This is a genomic window from Microbulbifer hydrolyticus (assembly GCF_009931115.1).
In the GTDB taxonomy this organism is placed as follows: domain Bacteria; phylum Pseudomonadota; class Gammaproteobacteria; order Pseudomonadales; family Cellvibrionaceae; genus Microbulbifer; species Microbulbifer hydrolyticus.
Map to the genome: position 1 here is coordinate 40,203 of NZ_CP047491.1, position 21,582 is coordinate 61,784.

A 21,582-nucleotide genomic window follows, 5' to 3' on the forward strand; every position below is an offset into this window, starting at 1 on the left:
CAAAACTCCTATTAGAGGTCGGGATACCTTGTTAGAACAGCTAGATGCCGTGTTTCTGGCGCGAGTGCAGTTTGCCTTTACTGTGTCGTTCCATTTTGTCTTCCCCGCGTTCTCCATCGGACTTGCCAGTTATCTGATGGTGCTCGAGGGTTTGTGGCTGAAAACCGGTCGTGGTATTTACGCCAACCTCTACCGCTACTGGCTCAAGATCTTTGCCGTGGGTTTCGGCATGGGCGTGGTTTCCGGCGTGGTGCTGTCCTATCAGTTCGGCACCAACTGGTCGGCATTTTCCACCAAGGCGGGGCCGATTGTCGGGCCGCTTATGGGCTATGAGGTGATTACCGCATTCTTTCTCGAGGCGGGCTTCCTCGGCGTGATGCTGTTCGGTATCAGCAAGGTGGGCAAGCGCCTGCATTTTTTTGCCACCTGTATGGTGGCGCTGGGTACCTTTGTTTCCGCCTTCTGGATTCTGTCGGTGAACTCGTGGATGCAGACCCCGGCGGGCCACGAGATCAACGCACAGGGGCAGTTTATTGTCGGAAGCTCCTGGTGGGATGTAATTTTTAATCCCAGCTTCCCGTATCGCCTGGTGCACACGGTCACCGCGGCCTATCTGACCACCGCCTTTGCGGTGGGCGGGGTCGGTGCCTGGCATCTGCTCAGGGACCGCAACAACGTCGGCGCACGCAAGATGTTCTCCATGGCCATGTGGATGGCGGTGATTGTAACTCCCGTGCAGATCATTGCCGGCGACCTGCATGGGCTGAATACCCTGGAACACCAGCCGGTCAAGGTGTTGGCGATGGAGGGTGACTATGATCCCAGCCCCGATGGTGCAGAGCTGATCCTCTTCGGCCTGCCGGATGACGAGGCGGCGAAAGTCCACTACAAGGTCGCCATCCCCAAGTTGGGGTCACTGGTGCTGAAGCACGACCCGAATGCGCCGCTACCCGGGCTCACCGATTACCCCCGTGAGGAGTGGCCGCCGGTAGCGGTGGTGTTCTGGTCCTTCCGCATCATGGTGGCAATCGGCTTTGCCATGCTGGCATTGGGTGTGTGGAGCCTGATCGCGCGACGTCGCCAGCGGTTGTTCGAGTCGCGACCGCTGCACCGCGCCGCGGTGCTGATGGGACCCGCCGGCTTTGTTGCGGTGATCGCTGGCTGGATTACCACCGAGGTCGGCCGCCAGCCGTACACGGTCTATGGATTGCTGAGAACCGCAGAATCCGCCTCGCCGCTGGATGCGCCCGCCGTGGCGACCTCGCTGATCGCATTTATTGTGGTCTACTCCGCTGTGTTCGGTATGGGTGTTTACTATCTACTGCGCATGATGGCGCAACCGCCACATCGCGGGGAGACCGAGCCACCCAATGTGCCCCTCCACGCGGCAGGTATTACCCCCGCCTCCAGCATTGAGGCGGCCTGGTCGAAAGAGGGAGACACACATGGGAAGCATTGATCTGTCACTGGCGTGGGCCGCCATCATCTGTTTTGCAATCTTCGCCTATGTGGTCATGGACGGCTTCGACCTGGGCGTGGGTATCCTTTCTCCGGTGCTGGAACCGGGCAAGGAGCGCGACCAGGCGATTAACTCCATTGCCCCTTTCTGGGATGGTAATGAGACCTGGCTGGTCATGGGCGGTGGCGGCCTGCTGGCGGTATTCCCCCTCGCCTATTCCATCATTCTACCGGCGACCTACCCGCTGATGATTGCGATGCTGCTGGGCCTGGTATTCCGCGGCGCAGCATTCGAATTCCGCTGGCGGGACCCGGCGCATCAGCCGCTGTGGGATCTGGTGATTACCGTAGGATCCACCGTGGCCGCCCTCGCCCAGGGCATCACCATTGGCGCGATATTGCAGGGCATCGAAGTGGAGAACAACGCCTATGCCGGTGGCTGGCTGGACTGGTTGAGCCCGTTCAGCATTCTCACCGGCATTGCGGTGGTCATCGGCTATGCGCTGCTGGGCGCCACCTGGTTGATTCGCAAGACCGAGGGCGGTTGCCAGCGCCATGCGCATCGCCTGGCGTACTGGTTAGGTATCGCCACGGTGCTCGCGTTGGTTGCGGTGAGTGCCGCCACGCCATTTTTATACACTGACTACTGGCACCGTTGGTTTGAAATGCCCCAGGTTCTGTGGACCGCCCAGGTCCCGCTAATGGTTGCCATCTGCACCGGCTTTTTTTTCTGGAGCCTGAAAAGGGGCCATGAGCTGCTGCCATTCTTGATGGCGCTGGCGCTATTCCTGTTGGGGTTTATCGGGCTTTGCATCAGCATCTATCCCAACATGGTTCCGCCGTCGATCTCACTCTGGGAGGCGGCGGCCCCGCGGGATAGTCAGTTGTTCCTACTGGTAGGAGCGGTATTTATTATCCCGGTTATTCTGGGCTACACCGGCTGGGCCTACTGGGTGTTCCGCGGCAAGGTCGGCACCGAGGGCTATCACTGATGAAAATAGAGGTGTCGGCGTGGAAGCGCCTTGGCTGGATGGTTGCGATCTGGATGATGAGCGTTGCTGCGCTCGGCCTGGTTTCTCTGGTGTTGAAATGGTGGCTGAACGGCTAGCCACGCGGCATGGCCTCAATTTTTGTTGCGCGGCCACCTGGCGTGATGCTTACTGATTAAAGGACAGATATAGTGACATCAAAGGTAGTGAGTCATCGCGATGCATCATGAGCAACCCAACAATCCACTGCACGGCGTCAAGCTGGAGACCATTGTGGTGGAACTGGAGGAACACTACGGTTGGGACGGGCTCGCCGAGCGGGTGCCGGTCAACTGTTTCAGGAACGATCCCTCGGTGAAATCCAGTCTCAAATTTCTGCGCAGAACACCCTGGGCCCGGGAGAAGGTCGAGGCCTTATATGTTGCGACCTTTCGTAGTGACAACCCGTGGAAGACCTGAAACTGTGGTAGTGATGACTGTAGCCAACCGAATTCATAAAGCCCTGCTGATCCTGCTCTTGGGTATTCTTTCTGCCTGTACCGGTATTCCGGAGGGCGTGGAGCCGATCGACGATTTCGAATTACAGCGCTACCTGGGCAAGTGGTATGAAATCGCACGCCTGGACCACCCCTTCGAGCGCGGCCTGAGTCGGGTGACGGCGGAATACACTTTGCTGGACGACGGTGGGGTCAAGGTGCTCAACCGGGGCCTTGATGCGAAAAAGGGTGAGTGGCAGGACGCCGAGGGCAAGGCTTATTTTGTCGGCGCGCCAAATATCGGACACCTGAAGGTGTCCTTTTTTGGGCCTTTTTACAGTTCTTACATCATCTTCGAACTCGCAGACGATTATGGCTATTCCATGGTGTCCGGCCCGGATCGCTCCTATCTGTGGTTGTTGTCGCGCACACCCACCGTGTCCGATCAGGTGAAACATCGCTTCCTGAAACGGGCCGCGCAGCTCGGGTTCGACACCGGCGCATTGATATTTGTGGCGCAGCAACCGAAAGGATAAAACCAGTTCACGGTGAACGATCGCGCTGCCGGAACCACCATCCAGGGGATAATCGCCGAGGGCTCGGCGGTGAACATCGGCGGTGAACAAAGGCTCCGCACCTTCGCCCTCTCAAAAGGGTAGTCACCGACGAACCCCATGAGCCGAAATCTGACTTGAAAAACTGCTGGGCCATGTGCGAAAGCAACAGGTGAACCAGCCGGTCGCCTGTGGGCGGATGGGGTTCGGTGGGAAAACAGAATAAGCTGACATTCCGCCATTTTCAGCCAATAACTTTACCAAAATATCCCGGTATTGCTTTACATCTTGTATCGTCAGGGGCGGTTCGGTATAAGCGAACTGTAATTCAAAGATAAACGGCTTTATGTTGTATAACCAAAGCATTATCGGCGACCCACTCTGCACCCGCGCCAGCGATTTTCACCTCAGCGAGTGGTTCGACAATTAGTTGACCGCTACCAGACCTGGTAGCGGGCAGCGCTTCCCTGCCTGAATTCTTTCCAGTTTTCTCTACCCGACACCGTCATCGGCTGCGTTATTGCGGCTTTGCGTTGCTGTGGGGAAAACTCAGTCCTGTAAAACCAAAGACCTACAAAAACAACGACATACCCGAGGGTTAAGCTATGAAGACGTCCAACAAAAAACGGCTGGTACTGGCCATCGCCCTGGCCAACTGTGCGCCGGCCGCCGTATTTGCTCAAAACGACGAAAAAGAAAATGCGGTGATTGAAGAGCTGGTGGTCACCGCCAGCCGCCGCGCGGAGAGTGTCCAGGATATTCCGTACAATATCACCGCCGTAACCGGTGAATTCATCAACGATATTGGTGCCGATGACCTGAGCAAGATGTCCCAGTTCATTCCGGGCATGCAGATGATTGACGCCGGTGCGCGCAGCACCGGCCTGGTCACCCTGCGCGGCATGAATGTGGGGGGATTGGAAGCGTCAGAAAACCAGGGTGGTAAGGACATTATCTCCCGCTACGTCAATGACACCCCGCTGTTGATCGATTTCAAGCTGGTGGATATCGAGCGCGTCGAAGTGTTGCGTGGCCCCCAGGGCACCCTGTACGGTCGCGGCGCCATGGCAGGCACCCTGCGTTACATCCTCAATAAGCCGACCACCGAAGTCACCGAGGGCTCTGTACGCACCGAGGTATACAAGAATAGCGAGAGCGACGGCTTCTCTAGTGAAGTGAGTGGTGTCTTGAACCTGCCACTCTCAGATACCCTGGCACTGCGTGTCTCCGGTACCCGGGTCGATGATGCGGGATTTGTCGATTACAACAACGTGCTGGTAGAGCCGGGCGTTTCCAATGACGAGCGCCAGATTAAGGATGCCAATACGGAGGAGACCACCTCTGCACGGGTTGCCCTGCGCTGGGAGCCTAACGACACCTTCTTCGCTCAAGCCAACTATTATCTGCAGGATTCCACTGCTGGTGGTCGCCAGGCGGTGAACCCTGGATTCACCGGTGATGATTTCACCTCTGCACTGCGTTACGAGGAAGTGCGCGAAAACAAAGACACGCTGCTGAATCTGGAACTTGGCTATAACAGCGATGCCATTGAAATTTTCTCCACCACTTCGGTCGCGGAATATGAAGGCATTGGCAATCGAGACCAGACCGACCTGTTGTGCGTGGACATCTGGAGTGGCTACTGTGACTTCCCGCAGTTCTCCGCCTACACCGTGGACGACAACCAGTCCGAGTCCCTGGTGCACGAGACCCGCGTCCTGTCGACTGACGAGAATTCTCCTGATTGGCTCGACTGGATCGCCGGTGTGTATTACGAGGAGACCGACACCCTGCTGGATGCGCGCGAATATACACCGGGTTTTGGTGATTTCGTCGACAGTGAGTGGGGTTGGGGCCAGACTGGCTACGGCGACCTCGAGTACTGGCGCTACGCCGACAGCACGTTCAAGGAGCAGGCGGTGTATGGCGAAGCCACCTTCCACGCCAACGATCGGCTGCAGTTCACCGTCGGCGCCCGCTACTTCCAGCAGGAAGAATCCTTCGCCTACGACTGCACCATGCTGCCGTTCTACACCGGCCCCGAGGCGGACTGCCGCGATGGCGACGGCGAGATCGACGACACGGTGTTCAAGTTCAACGCCGCCTACAACTTCACCGACGACGTGATGTTCTACGCCACCGTTGCCGAGGGCTTCCGCCGCGGTGGCACCAATGCGGGCCCGCAGCTGCTGGACAGCGAGCAGACGTTCAGCTCCGATGCAGCCGTTAATTACGAATTGGGTTGGCACACCGCGCTTGGCGGCAACGTTATTCTCAACGGCGCCGTGTTCCTGATTGACTGGAGTGACCTGCAGGTGCCCACCAAGTCCCAGGAAGCGGCGATCAACATCACCAAGAACGCCAGCCAGGGCCAGATCAGCGGTCTCGAACTGTCGGCGCAGGCGGCACTCACGGATAACCTGATGCTGAACGGCTGGGTGACCTACTACGATCACGCGCTGGATGGTGATGCCCCTGAGATCGGCGGCTTTGACGGCGACAGCTTCCCCGGCGTACCCAACCTGCAGTACAACCTGGCGCTGGACTACAACGTGGCAGTCCCCACCGGCGAGCTGACCCTGCGCGGTAACATGTACTACAAGGATCAGGTCGACACCCGCCTCAACAGCCTCGGTGACAACTTCGATAACGAAACCCTTGAGGACTACCACCTGTTCAATCTGTCGGCGGACTACCGTCTGGACCAGTGGCGCGCATCGTTATTTGCCGACAATGTCACCAACGAGCAGTACTACAACGGCGTTCGCAGTGAAAAGCGCTACGGTGAGCGCGGTCAGTTTTACTACGTGGGCCAGCCGCGTACTATCGGGATGAATCTCGCCTACGAGTTCTGAGCATTCCCTCTTTTTGAGACTATCTTTTGGCGGGGCCAGCCCCGCCTTTTTTCTGGTCTCTGGCTCATTCACGAAAAATTCGCTCAATCCGTTCCCTTTTTCCCTGTCTCGCATGGTCTGCTATGTCCGAACACTCCATCCGCCAACTGCTTGATTTCGCTCGTCGGTCTGTCGCCGAGGGCGACTGGCGCAGTGTTACCTCGCGATGTATTACGGTGCTTAAATCTGATCCTCAACAGGCCGAGGCGCATACGCTGCTGGGACTTGCCGCCCTCGAGGGTGGTAAACCCGAGATTGCAGTCCGTGCCTTTAAAACGGCTTTGCGCGAGGATGCCTCCTTCGCTGAGGCCCGGGTATATCTCGCACGAATACTTGCGGCCAATGGCCAGTTTGCGGCGGCGGAGTCCGAGGCCGCACAGTGTGTGGAAAAAATTTCCGGAAATCCGGTTTTGCTGGATACGCTCGCCACACTCTATAGCCGGATCGGGCGGCAGCAGAAGGCGCTCTTGCTGTACCAGCAAGCACACAAGCTGGCGCCGAAAAATGTCGGTATTCTTGCCAATATGGCTGCCGTACAGATTTTTCTCGGCGACAGCGCGGAGGCGGCCACCGCGCTGAAGCGAGGGCTGCAACTGGCACCGGATCACTATCGTAGCCATTGGCTGCTTGCGAAATGTCACCGCTCAGAAGAGCGCGCGGCGATACAGGCGCAGCTCAATGCGCTACTTTCTCTCACCCAGGCAGGCACACCACAGGCGCTGCCTTACCTGCACTATGCCGCCGGAAAGCTGTGTGAGGATCTGGCTGATTGGTCGGCAGCTTGGGAGCACTACCAATCCGGTGCGACCGCGCAGCGGCAGCGACTGCACTACAGCAATGAGCAGGAGCAGGAGGTATTTGCCGCAGTGCGAGAGTATCTCGGGGCTCAGTGGTATAGGGAAAGCGGCAAAAACGCCGGGACGGAGAGTAAAAATGAAGAAGTCCCGATATTTATCGTGGGCTTACCGCGTTCGGGCAGCACTCTGGTGGAACAGATCCTGGGGTGCCATTCACAGGTGCAGGCCTTGGGGGAGCTGCTGCAGTGGCCATTGGCCGTTAAGCATCATTCGGGCAATCGCGATGTAGCACTGCACAGTCCCGATAGCATACGCGCGAGCGCAAAGAAGCCGCCCGTTGCACTCGGGCAGCTATATCAAAAGAACATTGCCCACCTGCGAAATGATCGGCGCTTCTTCACCGACAAGCTGCCTGGTAATTTCCTTTACCTGTCGCTAATCGCCCGTGCCCTGCCCCGCGCGCGCTTCGTGCATGTCACCCGTGACCCGATGGATGCCGGCTTTGCCATCTACAAGCAACTGTTCGCAGATGCCTATCCCTGGTCGTATGACCTGGAGGAATTGGGCTCTTACTATGTGGAGTACCAAAAATTGATGCAGGATTGGCAGGATTTGCTGGGCGATCGCATATACACGGTCAATTACGAGACGCTGGTAGCCGATCCGCAGGGTGCGACCCGCGCATTACTGGACTGGCTGGAGCTGCCGTTTGAAAGCGCCTGCCTGAAGTTTTATCAGACCCAGACTGTGGCTGCCACCGCCAGTGCTTCCCAGGTCCGCGAGCCCATTCACCAGCGCTCGAGCGGCCGCTGGCAGAAGTTTGCAGCACAGCTGCAGCCCTACCGCACCGTGCTGGAAAGCGCGGGCATCCTGCCGCCTGGCTGAACAGCTTGTCAGTGAGAGCCCGCTCTGCCGCCAAGGCTTAAAGCCCGGGTCTGACTTTGCGGCCCTCGGTGTTTTTATCGCGCTCGTCACCCGGGCCCTTTTGCCGGTCTTCCCAGTGATGGTCCAGGTGTAAGTCGGGGTCGCGCCGATCTTCCCGCAGTGCCTGCAGCAGTTGCTCGCGGTAGATTTTGGTCTTGGCGACGTGTTGGGATTCATTGCGCCAGTACGGAAACAGGGACTCCAGCATGCGCTGGTCGTGCTGCTTGAACTTGCGCGCGGCGCGCTGGGCCTGGTGTTTGGAGAGGCCCAGCAACTGCAGTGCGCCGGCACCGATCTCGAGTGCGCTGTCGACGGTTTCCCGGTAGATGTACTCCACTCCCGCTTCCATCAGCGCGTACTGGTGCATGCGGTTGCGCGCGCGCGCCAGAATCGTGAGGTGCGGGAAGTGTTTCTGGATACGGCTGACAATCTCCAGTGATGCCGCCTGGTCGCTCAGGGTAAGGATCACAATTTTTGCATTCCCTGCGCCGGCGGCATGTAGCAAGTCCTCGCGCGAGGCATCGCCGTAGTAAGCCTTGATACCATAGCGGCGCACCAGCTCCAGCTGCTCGGCATTGTGTTCCAGCAGAGTAGTGTCAAAACCGCTGGCATTGAGTAGGCGGCCGGCAATCTGCCCGTAGCGGCCATAGCCGATGATGATCACCGGGGAACCGTCGTCGTGTGGATCCGTCTCCGGCAGATCCGGCCGGCGCGGACCGGCAAAGAAGCGCGGCTGAATGAGCTGTTCATAGGCCATCAACAGCAGGGGCGTAAATGCCATCGACAGCGCGATGAGCGCAATCAGTACACTGCTCACATCATTCGCCAGTACGTGGTTCTGGCTGGCGTAGGCCAGCAGGACAAAGCCGAACTCCCCCGCCTGCGCCAGCGACAGGGCAAACAGCCAGTCTTCCCCTTTTGCCATACCGCGCAGGCGCGACAGCGCAAACAGAATGGCAAACTTTACAGAGACTAGCAGAGCCAGCAGGGCAACAAGCAATAAGGGCTTCTGCATCACCAGCGCCAGGTCCAGGTTGGCTCCCACCGCGAGGAAAAACAGTCCCAGCAACAGGCCCTTGAATGGCTGGATATCCGCTTCCAGCTCGTGGCGGAACTCGCTTTCTGCCAGCACCACGCCGGCGATAAACGTGCCCAGTGCCGGCGACAGCTCGAGCCAGCTCATGACCGCGGCGGAGCCCAGCACGATCAGCAGCGAGCAGGCGGTGAACAGTTCCCGGGTGCGGGCACCGACGACCAGACGCAGCAGCGGCGTAAGCAGGTAGCGCCCCGCCAGTACCAGCGCAGTAACGGCGCCGAGCACCGCCAGTGCGTAGGCCCAGCCCTGCAGGGCATGCGGGTCCTCGGCAACTTTCATCGTGGCGAGTAATGGCAGCAGCGCGAGGATCGGGATAACCGCGATATCCTGGAACAGCAGCACGCTGAACGCATTGCGTCCGCCCTCGGTGTTGAGCAGGTTTTTTTCCGACAGCGACTGCAGCACGATGGCAGTGGAGGACAGTGCGAGGATCAGGCCGATGGCGATGCCCGCACGGATACTGCTGCCAAAACCGTAAATGGCGATCACGCTTATGGCCGCGGCGGTGAGTACGACCTGGGCACCGCCGGTACCAAAGATCGATCCGCGCAGCGCCCACAGCTTGCGCGGCTGTAGCTCGAGCCCGATCAGGAACAACATCAGCGCCACGCCGAACTCGGCAAAGTGCAGTTCGTCACTGGTATCCCCCACCAGGCCAAAGGTGTGAGGGCCGATGAGAACGCCGGCTACGAGGTAGCCGAGTACCGAGCCGAAGCCGAGGCGCTTGGCGACTGGTACGGAAAATACCGCGGCGGCGAGAAAGATGACGGTCTGAAGTAGAAAGTTGTCGTGCGGCATGGCCTGTTCTTGTCTATTTCGAAAAGTGCGCCGCTAAATCGGCGGCCTCAATCAGGTTGCGGGCTCGGCCCTGAAATCTCGGGGTCGATGGCTGCGCGGCTGCGGCGGATCAGCGGTGCGATGGTTGAGCCCTGGATGACAATGGAGAAGACTACCACGCCGTAGGTCATCACTACCCACAGGTGTCGCAGGTCGTGATTACCACCTTCTTCCCCGCCGCTGATTGCATACCCCGCCGGTATCGACATCGCCAGCGCCAGCGCCAGGCCACCGCGCAATCCACCCCAGATCAGGATCCGTTCGGTATAAGGGTGGTAGTCCCGTCGTCGCTTCAGGAACATGAAAGGCACACCCACGGCGAGCATGCGGCCCAGCAGCACGATCACGATGGCAGCTACGATGAGGACGTAGTCGATGGGCTGGAAATCGATGGTGACCAGGAACAGGCCCACCAGCAGGAACAGGATGCCGTTCATGAATTCTTCGGTGATGGTCCAGAAGTTATCCAGCTCGTGCTGACTCACCCGGGAAAAGCCGCGCTCACGGGTAAAGTTGCCGATGATAATGCCGGACACGACCATCGCCAGTGCGCCGGATACACCGAGAAGGTTTGCGGTGGCAAATCCCGCGGTGGGAATCACCAGGGTGAGCAGCAGTTCCAGGCTGTGCTCATTGGTGGAGCAGATCAGCCAGTGGAATAGACCGCCAATCGCCAGTCCCAGCGCGATGCCGCCGAGGGCTTCCGCCATAAACAGGTGGCTGATGGCTGGCAGCGTCGGGTCGGTCCCCTCGAACGCCAGTGCGTAGATCACTGAGAATACCACCATGCCGAAACCGTCGTTGAACAGCGACTCTCCTTCCACCTGAATCGAAATCTGCTCCGGTGCCTTCAGGCTCTTGATGATGGCAAGTACCGCAATCGGGTCGGTGGGAGAGATCAGTGCGCCAAACAGCAGGCAGTACACCAGCGCCACCGGCATGCCGATCAGACCGAGGAACCAGAACAGCATATAGCCGACGGCAAAGGTCGAGATGAGGGTGCCGAAGATGGCGAGCACGGTGATTTCAAGTTTCTGGTTGCGCAGCATCAACAGGTCGATGTGCAGGCTGCCGGCGAACAACAGGAAGCCGAGCATGCCTTTCAGCAGCAGGTCTTCCAGGTTCATCAGCGGTAACAATTGTGAGACCCAGTCGCGCAGTTCCACCACCTCCATTTTGCCGAGGCCGGTGACGATCAGCGACAGTGCCAGGGAGCCGGCGGTGATGGCGATGGTGGTCTGGGTGCGCAGCACGTATTGGTTGAGGAATCCCAGAAACACGGAGATGGCGGCGAGAAAACAGAAAATGTAATAGACGTCCATGCCCTTGGGGGATACCTCGAGAGACAGTGTGGCGCGCCGGTGCGCAGAACCGGCGCGCGCGGCTCAATCCGTAAGCGTGCCGTTATTGTAGTCGCGCAGGGTCTGTTCGATTTGCTCGCGGGTGTTCATCACGAAGGGACCGTAGTGCACCACCGGCTCGTTGAGCGGCAGTCCGTGCAATACGAGCAGCCCCGTGTCCTGTTGTTTTCCCGCGCTCTCCTCTGGTGTTCCCTGCGGCGCGCGCAATTGTAGCGACTCACCGTTTCCAAACAACACCAGATTGCCGCGATTGACCACGCCGCGACCGGTATCGAGAGCGCCGCGGTAGACATACACCAGCACCGAGTGCTCCGCGGGCAGTGGAAGAATGACTTCTGCGCCGGGCGCGAGGCGTACATCGGCGACCGAGGCTTCCGCCGCCGCGTCGAGCAGTGGTGCGCAATGGGGCTCGCCGCCCACCTGCCACTCACCGGCGATCATGCGCATCAGTGAGCCGCGATCATCCAGCGTCAGCTCGCGCACTTCATCCGGCTGGATGTCGCGCCAGCCGGGTTTGCTCATCTTGTCCTTTGCCGCCATGTTGATCCACAGCTGGAAGCCGTGCATACCGACATCCCCCTGGGATGGCATTTCCGAGTGGATGATGCCGCGACCGGCGCGCATCCACTGGGCGCCGCCTTCTGCGATGGCACCGCGATTACCCAGGTGATCCTGGTGCTCGAACTCGCCAGACAGCATATAGGTGAGTGTCTCGATACCGCGGTGGGGATGCGGGGGAAATCCGGCGATGTAGTCGTCGGGGTTTTCCGAGCGTATTTCATCGATCATCAGGAACGGGCTGAATTCCTGAGACTGGAAGCCCGCGACCCGGTGAATCTTTACCCCCGCGCCATCGGCGGAAGGGTGGCCTGGCACTACCCGCGCTGCCGGGCGCACACCGGCGCCAGTTACATCATTCTGTGTGAATTTCTGCATGGTTCTATTCCTCCATTTGCGGCAGTATAGGCCGATAAAATCGCCAGAAAATGGCAAATAATCGCAGCTAATATTCGAACAGCTCGACAGATCCTTTTTTAAACCATTCATCTAACGAAGTCAGACAAAGGAAAGTCCATGGCCAAGGTAACTCTGGAACAGTGGCGTATGTTTCAGGCAGTGGTGGAGCACGGCGGCTTTTCCCAGGCTGCGGAAGCGGTGCACAAGAGCCAGTCTTCCATCAATCACGCGGTACACAAGCTGCAGGAGAGCCTCGGTGTTTCCCTGCTGGAGGTGCGCGGGCGCAAGGCGGAGCTCACCGACGCCGGGCGGGTACTGCTGAACCGCGCCGGCGGCCTGCTGGATGAGGCGGAGGCACTGGAATCCGTGGCGGAGAGTCTCGCCGCCGGTACCGAGGCACGGTTGCGGCTGGCGGTGGATGTACTGTTCGATTACGAGGCGCTGTTCAACGCGGTGGAGCGCTTCGCCGGGGAGTACCCCCATACCCGCCTGGAAATTCGCGAAACGGTACTGTCCGGGGCCGAAGAACTGCTGCTGCAACAGGAGGTGGATTTCATCCTGACCGCGCGGGTGCCCCAGGGGTTTGTCGGCGAACCGGTCTCAAGGGTGAAATTTGTACCCGTGGCGCACCCGGATCACCCCCTGCACCATCTGGGCCGACCGGTTAACCGGGAGGACCTGAAAGCGAGCCGGCAGATCGTAATGCGGGATTCTGCACTCAAAAATCGCCAGGACGCGGGCTGGCTGGGCTCGGATCAACGCATAACGGTCACCAACGTGCACACCTCGGTGGAACTGATTGAGCGCGGCCTGGGCTTCGCCTGGCTGCCACAGACACGAATCCGCGACTCCCTGTCGGCCGACCGGCTGCTGCCGCTGCGTACCGAGGAGCCGTGGGAACGGGATGTGACGGTATATCTGGTCTATGCCGACCAGGACCGCGCCGGTCCGGCTGCCGGTCTGCTACTGCGCGCCCTGCGGGAAGGGCTGCCGCCATTCGAGTAGATGTCTACTGGGTACATGCCTTCCGGCATGTACCTTCGGACAAGTCCCACCACCTGCAGGAATCGCAAGTTAATGAAGCAAGTTACCGACCAGATCAACTGGGGAATAATCGGCTGCGGAAATGTTACCGAGGTCAAGAGTGGCCCCGCTTTCAACAAGGTTGCGGGGTCGAAGCTGGTTGCGGTAATGCGCAGGGACAAGGCAAAACTGCGCGATTACGCCGCGAGGCACGCGGTGCCGAAAGTGTACGAAAGCGCCGACGAACTGATCAACGACCCTGAGATTGACGCCATTTATGTCGCCACACCGCCGGGCAGCCACAAAGAGTACGCCCTGAAGGTAGCGAGCGCTAACAAACACTGCTGTCTGGAAAAACCGATGGCTCTCAATTTTGAGGAGTGCTGCGAGATCAACGCGGCATTTGCCGGCAAACAGGCGCAACTCTTTGTAGCGTATTATCGCCGGTCATTACCGCGTTTCCGGAAAGTGAAAGAGTGGCTTGAGTCGGGGAAGATCGGTGCCGTTCGGCACATAAACTGGAGCTATTGTCGCTCGCCCTCTCCAGCAGACCTGTCGCCGGACTATGACTGGCACACCGATCCGGTGGTATCTGGCGGTGGTCACTTTGTGGATCTGGCCTGCCACGGGCTGGATCTGTTTATGTTTCTGGCCGGTGATATTCGCGAGGCCAAGGGCATCGCGGTAAACCAGCAGAATCTGTATGACGCCGAAGATGCGGTATCGGCGTGCTGGGTTTTTGAAAGTGGTGCCACGGGGTCCGGATTCTGGAATTTTGGTGCCAGCGAAAGAGTGGACCAGGTCGTGATCACCGGCAGCGCGGGAAACATCCGCTTTTCCGTTTTTTCCGACGAACCTTTTGTGCTGGAAAGCGCCGCGGGGTCGGAAGTCGCTGAAATCGGCAACCCCGAGAACATCCAGTACTTCCACATCGAAAACATGGTCAAGCACCTCAATGGTGAGGCGCTCCACCCCGCCCCGGGTGACAAGGCGGCGAGGGCCTCACTTGTTATGGACCAGATCCTTGCCGGATTCCGCCGGCCGACCTGATCGCGCCGGGGCGCCGCCCGGCCACCGGGTCGCCCCAGGCCGGCCGCTTTCCCTCCTCCGTCTGTCTTCAAATCGAAAAAATCGACCATTTTCAGCGAAAATATGCGCTTTTAGTCCCGAAAATCAGAAATACACTGAACAACGTTGTCACTCCATACACTTCCCCTTTTGGCCGTGAGATGAGAGGGCTTAACCATGCACAATGGTGTTCTGTGTGATTTCACCAAACTGGTGGCGCGCATTCTTATGTCGGTGATGTTTATCGTTGCCGGTTACAGCAAGATCGGCGGCTACGCCGGCACCCAGGAATACATGGCGGCGGTTGGCGTGCCCGGTTTGCTGTTACCGCTGGTGATTCTGCTGGAGCTGGGCGGTGGCCTGGCGATCCTGTTCGGGTTTTTTACCCGCTGGGTGGCGCTGGCATTTGCCGCCTTCTGCCTGATCAGTGCCTGGCTGTTCCACAATATTCCCGGTGACCAGACCCAGCAGATCATGTTCATGAAAAACGTCACCATCGCCGGCGGGTTTCTGATTCTGGCCTGCGCCGGTGCCGGTAAATTCAGCTTCGACTACGCCATGGCGCGGGTCAAAAAACGCTGACGCTCACGCAAGCAAGGAGAATTACGAATGGGATTGCTGGTTAACGGCGAGTGGAAAGACCGCTGGTACGATACTGACAAAAGCGGCGGTGAATTCGAGCGCGAGGCGGCACAGTTGCGCAACTGGATCACCGCTGACGGCAGTGCCGGCCCCAGTGGTGAGGGTGGCTTTGCCGCGGAGCAGGACCGCTATCACCTCTACGTCTCCCTCGCCTGCCCCTGGGCACACCGCACATTGATCTTCCGCAAGCTCAAGGGTCTCGAGGACCTGATCACGGTGTCGGTGGTCAGCCCGTACATGATGGAAAACGGCTGGACCTTCAATCAAGACGAGGGCAGCAGTGGTGATGCGCTCCATGGCAGCGAATTCATGCATCAGATCTACACCCGCCACCGCAGGGACTACTCCGGGCGGGTAACCGTGCCGGTGCTGTGGGATAAGCAGCGCGAGTGCATCGTCAGCAACGAGTCAGCGGAGATCATCCGCATGTTCAACTCGGCGTTCAACGAACTGACCGGTGACGATCAGGATTTTTATCCACAGGATTTGCGCGGGGATATCGATGCCAGCAACCAGCTGGTCTACGAAAATGTGAACAACGGTGTGTATCGCGCGGGATTTGCCACCAGCAAGGATGCCTATGAGGCCGCCTACCACCGGTTGTTCGAGGTCCTCGAGCAGCTGGAGCACAGGTTGGGCGACAACCGTTATCTCACCGGTGAGCGTATTACTGAGGCCGACTGGCGGTTGTTCACTACACTCATCCGGTTCGACGCCGTGTATCACGGCCACTTCAAGTGCAACAAGCAGCGGCTGGCGGATTACCCCAACCTGTGGGGTTATGTGCGCGAGCTGTATCAGTGGCCGGGTGTGGCCGAGACCGTGGATTTTCATCATATCAAGACCCACTACTACGCCAGCCATCGCAATATCAATCCCACGGGCATAGTGCCGGTGGGACCGGAGCTGGACTATAGCGCGCCTCACGGCCGCGGATGATCGAGCCGGATACCCGGCTCAGGCAAGGAGATACCCATGAAGCTGTTTTATGCCCCCGGTGCCTGTTCCCTGTCCCCGCATATTGTTGCCTGCGAGGCCGGCATTGAGCTGGAGTTGTGCAAGGTCAACCTGAAGGACAAGAAGACCGAAAGCGGCGGCGATTACACCGAAATCAACCCGAAGGGCTATGTGCCGGCACTGCAGCTGGAAGGCGGGGAGTTGCTGACCGAGGGGCCCGCCATTATCCAGTTCCTGGCGGAGCAGAAGCCCGAGAAAAACCTGGCGCCGGAATACGGCTCGCTGGCTCACTACCGGGTGCTGGAGTGGCTGAATTACATTTCCACCGAGGTACACAAGGCGTTCGTGCCGCTGTTCTGGGACGGCCGCGATGAAGAAAAGGCCGACGCCAGGGAAAAGCTTGCCGAGCGCTTCCAGTACGTGGAGGACAATCTCAACAGTGACTACCTGATGGGCGATGACTTCTGTATCGCCGATGCCTACCTGTTCACGGTGTACAGCTGGTGCGACAAGGTGGGCGTGGATACCGGCAGCTGGCCCAAACTCAAGGCGTTTGCCGAGCGCATGTCCCAACGCGAGGGGGTGCAGAAGGCAATGAAGGACGAAGGCCTGATCTGAGCGCGGGGCCTGTCGCCTTATTTGACCCTTTCCTCGATACCGATCGGCTGCCGCGCCCTGGCTACAAACAGCACCAGGCACAGCGCGGCGGCCGAGCAGCACAGCATGCCCACTGCAATCGGCACCAGGGTGCCGGTATGCACCGCATTCACCGCGCCGCCGAGCACCCCGCCGAAAATAAACAACGACGCCCCAAACAGCGCATTCGCAGTACCGCTGATATTGGGAAAAAACTCCAGATAGCAGGCCGCCGAGTTGGGGGTGATGATGCCGATGGCACCCATCGCCATCACCAGCGGAATCATCCACGCGAGCAGCGGCTGCTGGTCGCCGAAGTAGAGCGTGCTTGTCAGTAACAAAGCACAGGACACCACTTGCAGGCCGACGCCCGCCACCAGGATCTGTCGCGGTTCGAACACCTTCAGCAGGCGAATATTCAGCTGCACCAGAACCACCAGCCCCAGCACACAGCTACCGAACAGAATCGGGAAGTTGTGCGAGCTGACACCGAAATGCTCCATGAACACGAACGGCGCCGTGGTGATGTAGATAAACATGCAGCCGCTCACGAACGCCTGCCCGAACAGGAAGCCCAGCGCCCTCCGGCAGCGGAAGATCTGTGCGTAGCCGCCAATCATGCTGCGGCGGGACTGGCGCTGGCGCCGTGCACGGCGAAACCGGGAAACGGTCTCCGGCAGAATACCGCGCACCAGTACCATCATCAGCACGCCGTACACCAGCAGGAAGATAAAGATCGCGTGCCAGTCGCCGAAGGTCAGCAGGGTCGAGCCGATCACCGGTGCCACCATCGGCGCGATCAGCATCATGGTGGCGATCATCGACATGATCCGTGCCGCCTCGCGGCCGTGGTACAGGTCGCGCACGATGGCCCCGCAGATCACCGTGGCAAAGCCGCCACCCACAGCCTGGAAGAATCGCAGTGCCACCAGCAGCTCTACGTTATTGACGAGCAGGATCAGGGCGGTGCTGAGGATGAAGATACTGAGGCCGATGGTGCCGACGAGGATTCGACCCCAGCGATCCGATAGCGGGCCACCGAAGATCTGCCCTACCGCAAAGCCGAGCAGGTAGCTGGACACCGAGTGCTGCACCTGTGCCACGTCGACACCGAGCGCCGCAGCCATGGCCGGAATGGCCGGCAGGTAGGTATCAATGGCAAAGGGTGTCAGCGCTACCAGCGCAGCGAGACAGGGAGCGAGCCAGCGCGGCGGCTTGCCGTTGGCGTCGAAGAAGTTCGGGGGCATATCAGCTCGAATACAGCGGTCAGGACTGGAAAAAATCCGGTGTCGGCCCGTTACAGCATCGCCATTCACCGGTGGGCCGCGGCATGGTAACGGGCCAAGTCGGTAGTTTCCATGAAAGCGGAGATAAAAGCGGTCAGTGGCCTATCGGGCGGGGGCTAATAGACGCCCGTGACCGATCACAGGCTTGGCCAGCGGGAGGGCGATACCCTGTATTTCAGGGACGCTACCGTCCTCCGGCCCCTTCTGCGGTGCGTTTAGGCTCCGGTTTAATGCTTCTCTTCGCGCAGGTTGTACAGGCCCTTCTTCAGCTTGAGCAGGTGTTCCTGCAGCTGGGGCCCCTTGCGCTGGGCGACGCCGATGGCGAGCACATCAATCACCACCAGGTGGGCGATACGGGAAGAAAGCGGGGTGTAGAGTTCGATGTCTTCTTCCACGTCCACTTCCAGGGGGATGCTGGCCTGGCGGGTCATGGGAGAACCGCTGGGGCCGAGGCCGATCACGGTGGCACCCTGCTGTTTGGCCATTTCCATGGAGCGCAGCAGCGATGAGGTGCGGCCGCTCTGGGAGATGGCGACCACCACATCCCCGGGCTGCATGCTCATGGCGGACATGCTCTGCATATGGTGGTCCGAGTGGGCCGCGGTGGCCATCTGCAGGCGAAAGAACTTGTGCTGGGCGTCGGCGGCGACGGCGCCGGAGGCACCGAAGCCGAAGAATTCCACCCGCTTGGATGCCGCGATGGCGGCCACGGCGGCCTCCAGCGCGCGTCCGTCGATCTTGTCGCGCACGTTGAGCAGGGTATCGACGGTAGAGTCGAAGACCTTGCGCTTGTACTCGGCGATGGTGTCGGTTTCGGTGACTGCGATCTGGCCGAAGCTGGGGCTGGAGGCCAGCTGCTGCGCGAGGTTGAGCTTGAATTCCTGGAAGCCGGAGCAGCCCACGGCGCGACAGAAACGCACCACGGTAGGCTCGCTCACCTGGGCTTCGGTGGCGAGATCCACGATCCGCATATGAATGATTTCGCCGGGGTTGGCGAGGATATATTCGGCGACCTTGCGCTCCGATTTTCGCATGGCACTCAGCTGCTCGCTGATCCGCTGCGTGACTTCCGCTGGCTTCACGACACTACCTTCTATGGTTCAAGTTGTGCAGTTTAGCGGCATGGCGGGGTGCTGGCGAGCCTTGGGTTATTTTCGGGACCTTGGCAGTGGCGGCACCGGTGGGCCTATGCGGGACACGCCGTGGACCCATCCATGGGGGCTCGGCTGCGGCCGTCCTGGCCGCAGACGGTCCCGCAAAGCTCTACCCGGTAGCAGGCCCGCCACAGGACGTGGATTGGACGGACCACAAAACCCTGTTTATATACCCAGTTATCCCAAAACCCCTGATACAATCCGCCCCCATGGACGTATCTGAACTCTTAGACCCCCTCAACGACCCCCAACGCGAGGCTGTGGCCGCGCCGCCGGGCAATCAACTGGTTCTCGCCGGTGCCGGCTCGGGCAAGACCCGCGTGCTGGTGCATCGCATCGCCTGGCTGATGCAGGTAGAGGGGGCGTCGCCCTACTCCATCATGGCAGTGACCTTTACCAACAAGGCCGCGCGCGAGATGCGCGGGCGCATTGAGGAGCTGCTGGGGGTAAATACCTTTGGCATGTGGGTGGGCACCTTCCACGGTCTCGCCCACCGCCTGCTGCGCGCCCACTGGCAGGAAGCGAAGCTGCCGCAGAATTTCCAGATCCTCGACAGCGACGATCAGCTGCGCCTGATCAAGCGGGTGCAGAACGGGCTGGGGCTCGACGAGAAGAAGTGGTCCCCGCGGGAGACCCAGTGGTGGATCGGTGCGCAGAAGGATGAGGGCATCCGCCCGCAGTATATCCAGCTAACTGGCGATCCCTGGCTGCAGACCATGGTGCGTATTTACAGCGCCTATGAAGAAGCCTGCCAGCGCGCCGGCGTGGTGGATTTTGGTGAGCTGCTGTTGCGCGCGCACGAGCTGCTGCTGAACAACGACAGCATTCTCGCCCACTACCGCCGCCGCTTTCCGTACATCCTGGTGGACGAGTTCCAGGACACCAACACCATTCAATATGCCTGGCTGCGCCTGCTGGCCGGGGATCAGTGCTGCATCACCGCAGTGGGCGACGACGACCAGTCGATCTATGGCTGGCGCGGTGCCAAGATCGAGAATATCCAGCACTTCGAGGCGGACCTGAAAGATGTGCAGACGGTGCGCCTGGAGCAGAACTACCGTTCCACCAGCACCATCCTGAACGCGGCCAACGCGGTGATCGCGCACAATTCCGGCCGCCTCGGCAAGGAGCTGTGGACCGAGGGCGACAAGGGCGAGCCCATCGCGCTTTACTCCGCGTACAACGAGCAGGACGAAGCGCGCTTTATCGTCGAGCGCATCAAGGACTGGGTGCGCGACGGCAACCGCCGCGACAGCATTGCCATCCTGTACCGCTCCAACGCCCAGTCGCGGGTGCTGGAAGAAGGGCTGCTGCGGGAGCAGGTGCCCTACCGCATCTACGGCGGCCAGCGCTTCTACGAGCGCATGGAGATCAAGAATGCGCTGTCCTACATGCGTCTGATTACCAACCGCCACGATGACACCTCCTTCGAGCGGGTGGTGAACACCCCGACCCGCGGCATCGGTGCGCGCACTGTGGAGCTGGTGCGGGAATTCGCCCGCGAGCACGGCAGCTCCATGTGGGACGCCGCGGCGAAAATGCTGCAGCAGAAAGTCCTCGCGGCCCGCGCCGGCAACGCGCTGGCGAACTTCCTCAGCCTGATCGACGCACTGGACGAAGAGAGCACCGACAAGAGCCTCGATCACATCGCCGAGATGGCCATCGAGCAGACCGGCCTGATCGACTTTCACGGCAAGGAAAAGGGCGAGAAGGGCCAGACCCGGGTGGAAAACCTGCAGGAACTGGTCAGTGCCTGTCGCGCCTTCGACGGCATACCCACGGTCGATGCCGATGGCGAGGCGGTGGACGAGGAAGAAATTCCACTGATTAACCAGTTCCTCGACAGCGCCGCGCTGGACGCCGGCGAGGGCCAGGCGGACGAGTTTGAAGATGCGGTGCAGCTGATGACGCTGCACTCGGCCAAGGGCCTCGAGTTCCCGCTGGTATTTATGGCCGGTGTGGAGGAAAACCTCTTCCCGCACAAGATGTCGGCCCAGGAGCCCGGGCGCATGGAGGAGGAGCGGCGCCTGTGTTACGTGGGTATCACCCGCGCGATGCAGAAGCTGTATATCACCTACGCCGAAAGCCGCCGCCTGTTCGGCAGCGAAACCTACAACAAGCCGTCGCGCTTCGTGAGTGAAATCCCGGTGGAATATATCCACGAGGTACGGCTCAAGAGCGAGATCTCCAAACCCCTGTTCCAGCCGAACTATGGCAAGTTCGGTGGTGGCGCCGGCCAGTTTTCCGACCCGGCCCCCGAGTTCGACGACGACGTGCCACCCCTGGCGCTCGGAGGCCGTGTGGATCACGCCAAATTCGGCGAGGGCACGGTGGTCCAGTTCGAAGGCTCTGGCCCGCGCGCGCGAGTGCAGGTCAACTTCGACGACGCCGGCAGCAAATGGCTGGTAGTATCCATGGCCAAGTTGCAGCCGCTATAAACGTCGACACTGCCATCCCGGCATGCGCCAGGGTG

General features: G+C 59.9%; 18 protein-coding genes. 13 read left to right on the forward strand and 5 right to left on the reverse strand.

The genetic code is table 11. The features are described from left to right. Positions 1-28: 28 nt before the first annotated feature. The 7 genes from GTQ55_RS00175 (at position 29) to GTQ55_RS00205 (ending at position 8,053) form a co-directional block, all read left to right on the forward strand. Positions 29-1,459: a cytochrome ubiquinol oxidase subunit I gene (locus GTQ55_RS00175; protein ID WP_161856882.1), complete on the forward strand. Its 1,431-nt coding sequence runs from the start codon at positions 29-31 to the stop codon at positions 1,457-1,459. Then, on the forward strand, positions 1,446-2,450 hold the full coding sequence (gene cydB, locus GTQ55_RS00180; RefSeq protein ID WP_161856883.1) for a cytochrome d ubiquinol oxidase subunit II: 1,005 nt from the start codon (positions 1,446-1,448) through the stop codon (positions 2,448-2,450). The genes GTQ55_RS00175 and cydB overlap by 14 nt, the downstream gene beginning before the upstream one ends. Next, positions 2,450-2,566: a DUF2474 family protein gene (locus tag GTQ55_RS00185; RefSeq protein WP_161856884.1), complete on the forward strand. Its 117-nt coding sequence runs from the start codon at positions 2,450-2,452 to the stop codon at positions 2,564-2,566. The genes cydB and GTQ55_RS00185 overlap by 1 nt, the downstream gene beginning before the upstream one ends. 100 nt (positions 2,567-2,666) lie before the next feature. After that, complete coding sequence (locus GTQ55_RS00190; protein WP_161856885.1) at positions 2,667-2,906, forward strand: VF530 family protein; 240 nt, start codon at positions 2,667-2,669, stop codon at positions 2,904-2,906. Positions 2,907-2,919: 13 nt separating this feature from the next. Continuing rightward, positions 2,920-3,459: a lipocalin family protein gene (locus tag GTQ55_RS00195; protein WP_161856886.1), complete on the forward strand. Its 540-nt coding sequence runs from the start codon at positions 2,920-2,922 to the stop codon at positions 3,457-3,459. A 623-nt stretch (positions 3,460-4,082) separates the two neighbouring features. Next, positions 4,083-6,332, forward strand: a complete 2,250-nt coding sequence (locus tag GTQ55_RS00200; RefSeq protein ID WP_161856887.1) for a TonB-dependent receptor — start codon at positions 4,083-4,085, stop codon at positions 6,330-6,332. A 122-nt stretch (positions 6,333-6,454) separates the two neighbouring features. Then, on the forward strand, positions 6,455-8,053 hold the full coding sequence (locus tag GTQ55_RS00205; RefSeq protein ID WP_161856888.1) for a tetratricopeptide repeat-containing sulfotransferase family protein: 1,599 nt from the start codon (positions 6,455-6,457) through the stop codon (positions 8,051-8,053). 37 nt (positions 8,054-8,090) lie between these two features. Here the strand turns inward: GTQ55_RS00205 and GTQ55_RS00210 are convergent, their stop codons facing one another. The 3 genes from GTQ55_RS00210 to GTQ55_RS00220 form a co-directional block, all read right to left on the reverse strand. Beyond that, a complete protein-coding gene (locus tag GTQ55_RS00210) occupies positions 8,091-9,986 on the reverse strand; it encodes a monovalent cation:proton antiporter-2 (CPA2) family protein (protein ID WP_161856889.1) in 1,896 nt (631 codons plus the stop codon). Positions 9,987-10,033: 47 nt separating this feature from the next. Then, a complete protein-coding gene (locus tag GTQ55_RS00215) occupies positions 10,034-11,347 on the reverse strand; it encodes a cation:proton antiporter (protein WP_161856890.1) in 1,314 nt (437 codons plus the stop codon). Positions 11,348-11,410: 63 nt separating this feature from the next. After that, the gene (locus GTQ55_RS00220) at positions 11,411-12,322 is read right to left on the reverse strand and encodes a pirin family protein (protein WP_161856891.1); all 912 of its coding nucleotides are present in this window, start codon (positions 12,320-12,322) and stop codon (positions 11,411-11,413) included. 138 nt (positions 12,323-12,460) lie between these two features. Between GTQ55_RS00220 and GTQ55_RS00225 the strand changes: the two genes are divergently transcribed. From GTQ55_RS00225 to gstA, 5 genes are all read left to right on the forward strand, one after another. Then, a complete protein-coding gene (locus GTQ55_RS00225) occupies positions 12,461-13,348 on the forward strand; it encodes a LysR family transcriptional regulator (protein ID WP_161856892.1) in 888 nt (295 codons plus the stop codon). A gap of 72 nt (positions 13,349-13,420) precedes the next feature. Next, complete coding sequence (locus tag GTQ55_RS00230; protein ID WP_161856893.1) at positions 13,421-14,416, forward strand: Gfo/Idh/MocA family protein; 996 nt, start codon at positions 13,421-13,423, stop codon at positions 14,414-14,416. A 195-nt stretch (positions 14,417-14,611) separates the two neighbouring features. Further along, the gene (locus GTQ55_RS00235) at positions 14,612-15,016 is read left to right on the forward strand and encodes a DoxX family protein (RefSeq protein ID WP_161856894.1); all 405 of its coding nucleotides are present in this window, start codon (positions 14,612-14,614) and stop codon (positions 15,014-15,016) included. A gap of 27 nt (positions 15,017-15,043) precedes the next feature. Then, complete coding sequence (locus GTQ55_RS00240) at positions 15,044-16,015, forward strand: glutathione S-transferase family protein (RefSeq protein ID WP_161856895.1); 972 nt, start codon at positions 15,044-15,046, stop codon at positions 16,013-16,015. Between the two features lie 36 nt (positions 16,016-16,051). Then, positions 16,052-16,651, forward strand: coding sequence for a glutathione transferase GstA (gstA, locus tag GTQ55_RS00245; protein ID WP_161856896.1), 600 nt, complete (start codon positions 16,052-16,054; stop codon positions 16,649-16,651). Positions 16,652-16,668: 17 nt separating this feature from the next. On the opposite strand, the gene GTQ55_RS00250 is transcribed toward gstA, so the two are convergent. Beyond that, positions 16,669-17,916 (reverse strand): multidrug effflux MFS transporter, encoded by a 1,248-nt coding sequence (locus GTQ55_RS00250; RefSeq protein WP_161856897.1) that lies wholly within the window; start codon positions 17,914-17,916, stop codon positions 16,669-16,671. A gap of 266 nt (positions 17,917-18,182) precedes the next feature. Then, positions 18,183-19,037: a transcriptional regulator HexR gene (hexR, locus tag GTQ55_RS00255; RefSeq protein ID WP_161856898.1), complete on the reverse strand. Its 855-nt coding sequence runs from the start codon at positions 19,035-19,037 to the stop codon at positions 18,183-18,185. Positions 19,038-19,318: 281 nt separating this feature from the next. Between hexR and uvrD the strand changes: the two genes are divergently transcribed. Next, positions 19,319-21,547 (forward strand): DNA helicase II, encoded by a 2,229-nt coding sequence (uvrD, locus tag GTQ55_RS00260; protein ID WP_161856899.1) that lies wholly within the window; start codon positions 19,319-19,321, stop codon positions 21,545-21,547. The last annotated feature ends 35 nt before the right edge of the window (positions 21,548-21,582 follow it).

What these genes read in the sequence shown, in the direction of transcription:
- GTQ55_RS00185 (WP_161856884.1), top strand. Translation starts at nt 2,450, where the DNA reads ATGAAAATAGAGGTGTCGGCGTGGAAGCGCCTTGGCTGGATGGTTGCG.
- GTQ55_RS00210 (WP_161856889.1), bottom strand. Translation starts at nt 9,986, where the DNA reads ATGCCGCACGACAACTTTCTACTTCAGACCGTCATCTTTCTCGCCGCC.
- GTQ55_RS00230 (WP_161856893.1), top strand. Translation starts at nt 13,421, where the DNA reads ATGAAGCAAGTTACCGACCAGATCAACTGGGGAATAATCGGCTGCGGA.
- GTQ55_RS00250 (WP_161856897.1), bottom strand. Translation starts at nt 17,916, where the DNA reads ATGCCCCCGAACTTCTTCGACGCCAACGGCAAGCCGCCGCGCTGGCTC.
- gstA (WP_161856896.1), top strand. Translation starts at nt 16,052, where the DNA reads ATGAAGCTGTTTTATGCCCCCGGTGCCTGTTCCCTGTCCCCGCATATT.
- cydB (WP_161856883.1), top strand. Translation starts at nt 1,446, where the DNA reads ATGGGAAGCATTGATCTGTCACTGGCGTGGGCCGCCATCATCTGTTTT.
- GTQ55_RS00225 (WP_161856892.1), top strand. Translation starts at nt 12,461, where the DNA reads ATGGCCAAGGTAACTCTGGAACAGTGGCGTATGTTTCAGGCAGTGGTG.
- GTQ55_RS00235 (WP_161856894.1), top strand. Translation starts at nt 14,612, where the DNA reads ATGCACAATGGTGTTCTGTGTGATTTCACCAAACTGGTGGCGCGCATT.
- GTQ55_RS00215 (WP_161856890.1), bottom strand. Translation starts at nt 11,347, where the DNA reads ATGGACGTCTATTACATTTTCTGTTTTCTCGCCGCCATCTCCGTGTTT.
- GTQ55_RS00195 (WP_161856886.1), top strand. Translation starts at nt 2,920, where the DNA reads ATGACTGTAGCCAACCGAATTCATAAAGCCCTGCTGATCCTGCTCTTG.
- GTQ55_RS00205 (WP_161856888.1), top strand. Translation starts at nt 6,455, where the DNA reads ATGTCCGAACACTCCATCCGCCAACTGCTTGATTTCGCTCGTCGGTCT.
- GTQ55_RS00220 (WP_161856891.1), bottom strand. Translation starts at nt 12,322, where the DNA reads ATGCAGAAATTCACACAGAATGATGTAACTGGCGCCGGTGTGCGCCCG.
- uvrD (WP_161856899.1), top strand. Translation starts at nt 19,319, where the DNA reads ATGGACGTATCTGAACTCTTAGACCCCCTCAACGACCCCCAACGCGAG.
- GTQ55_RS00200 (WP_161856887.1), top strand. Translation starts at nt 4,083, where the DNA reads ATGAAGACGTCCAACAAAAAACGGCTGGTACTGGCCATCGCCCTGGCC.
- GTQ55_RS00240 (WP_161856895.1), top strand. Translation starts at nt 15,044, where the DNA reads ATGGGATTGCTGGTTAACGGCGAGTGGAAAGACCGCTGGTACGATACT.
- GTQ55_RS00190 (WP_161856885.1), top strand. Translation starts at nt 2,667, where the DNA reads ATGCATCATGAGCAACCCAACAATCCACTGCACGGCGTCAAGCTGGAG.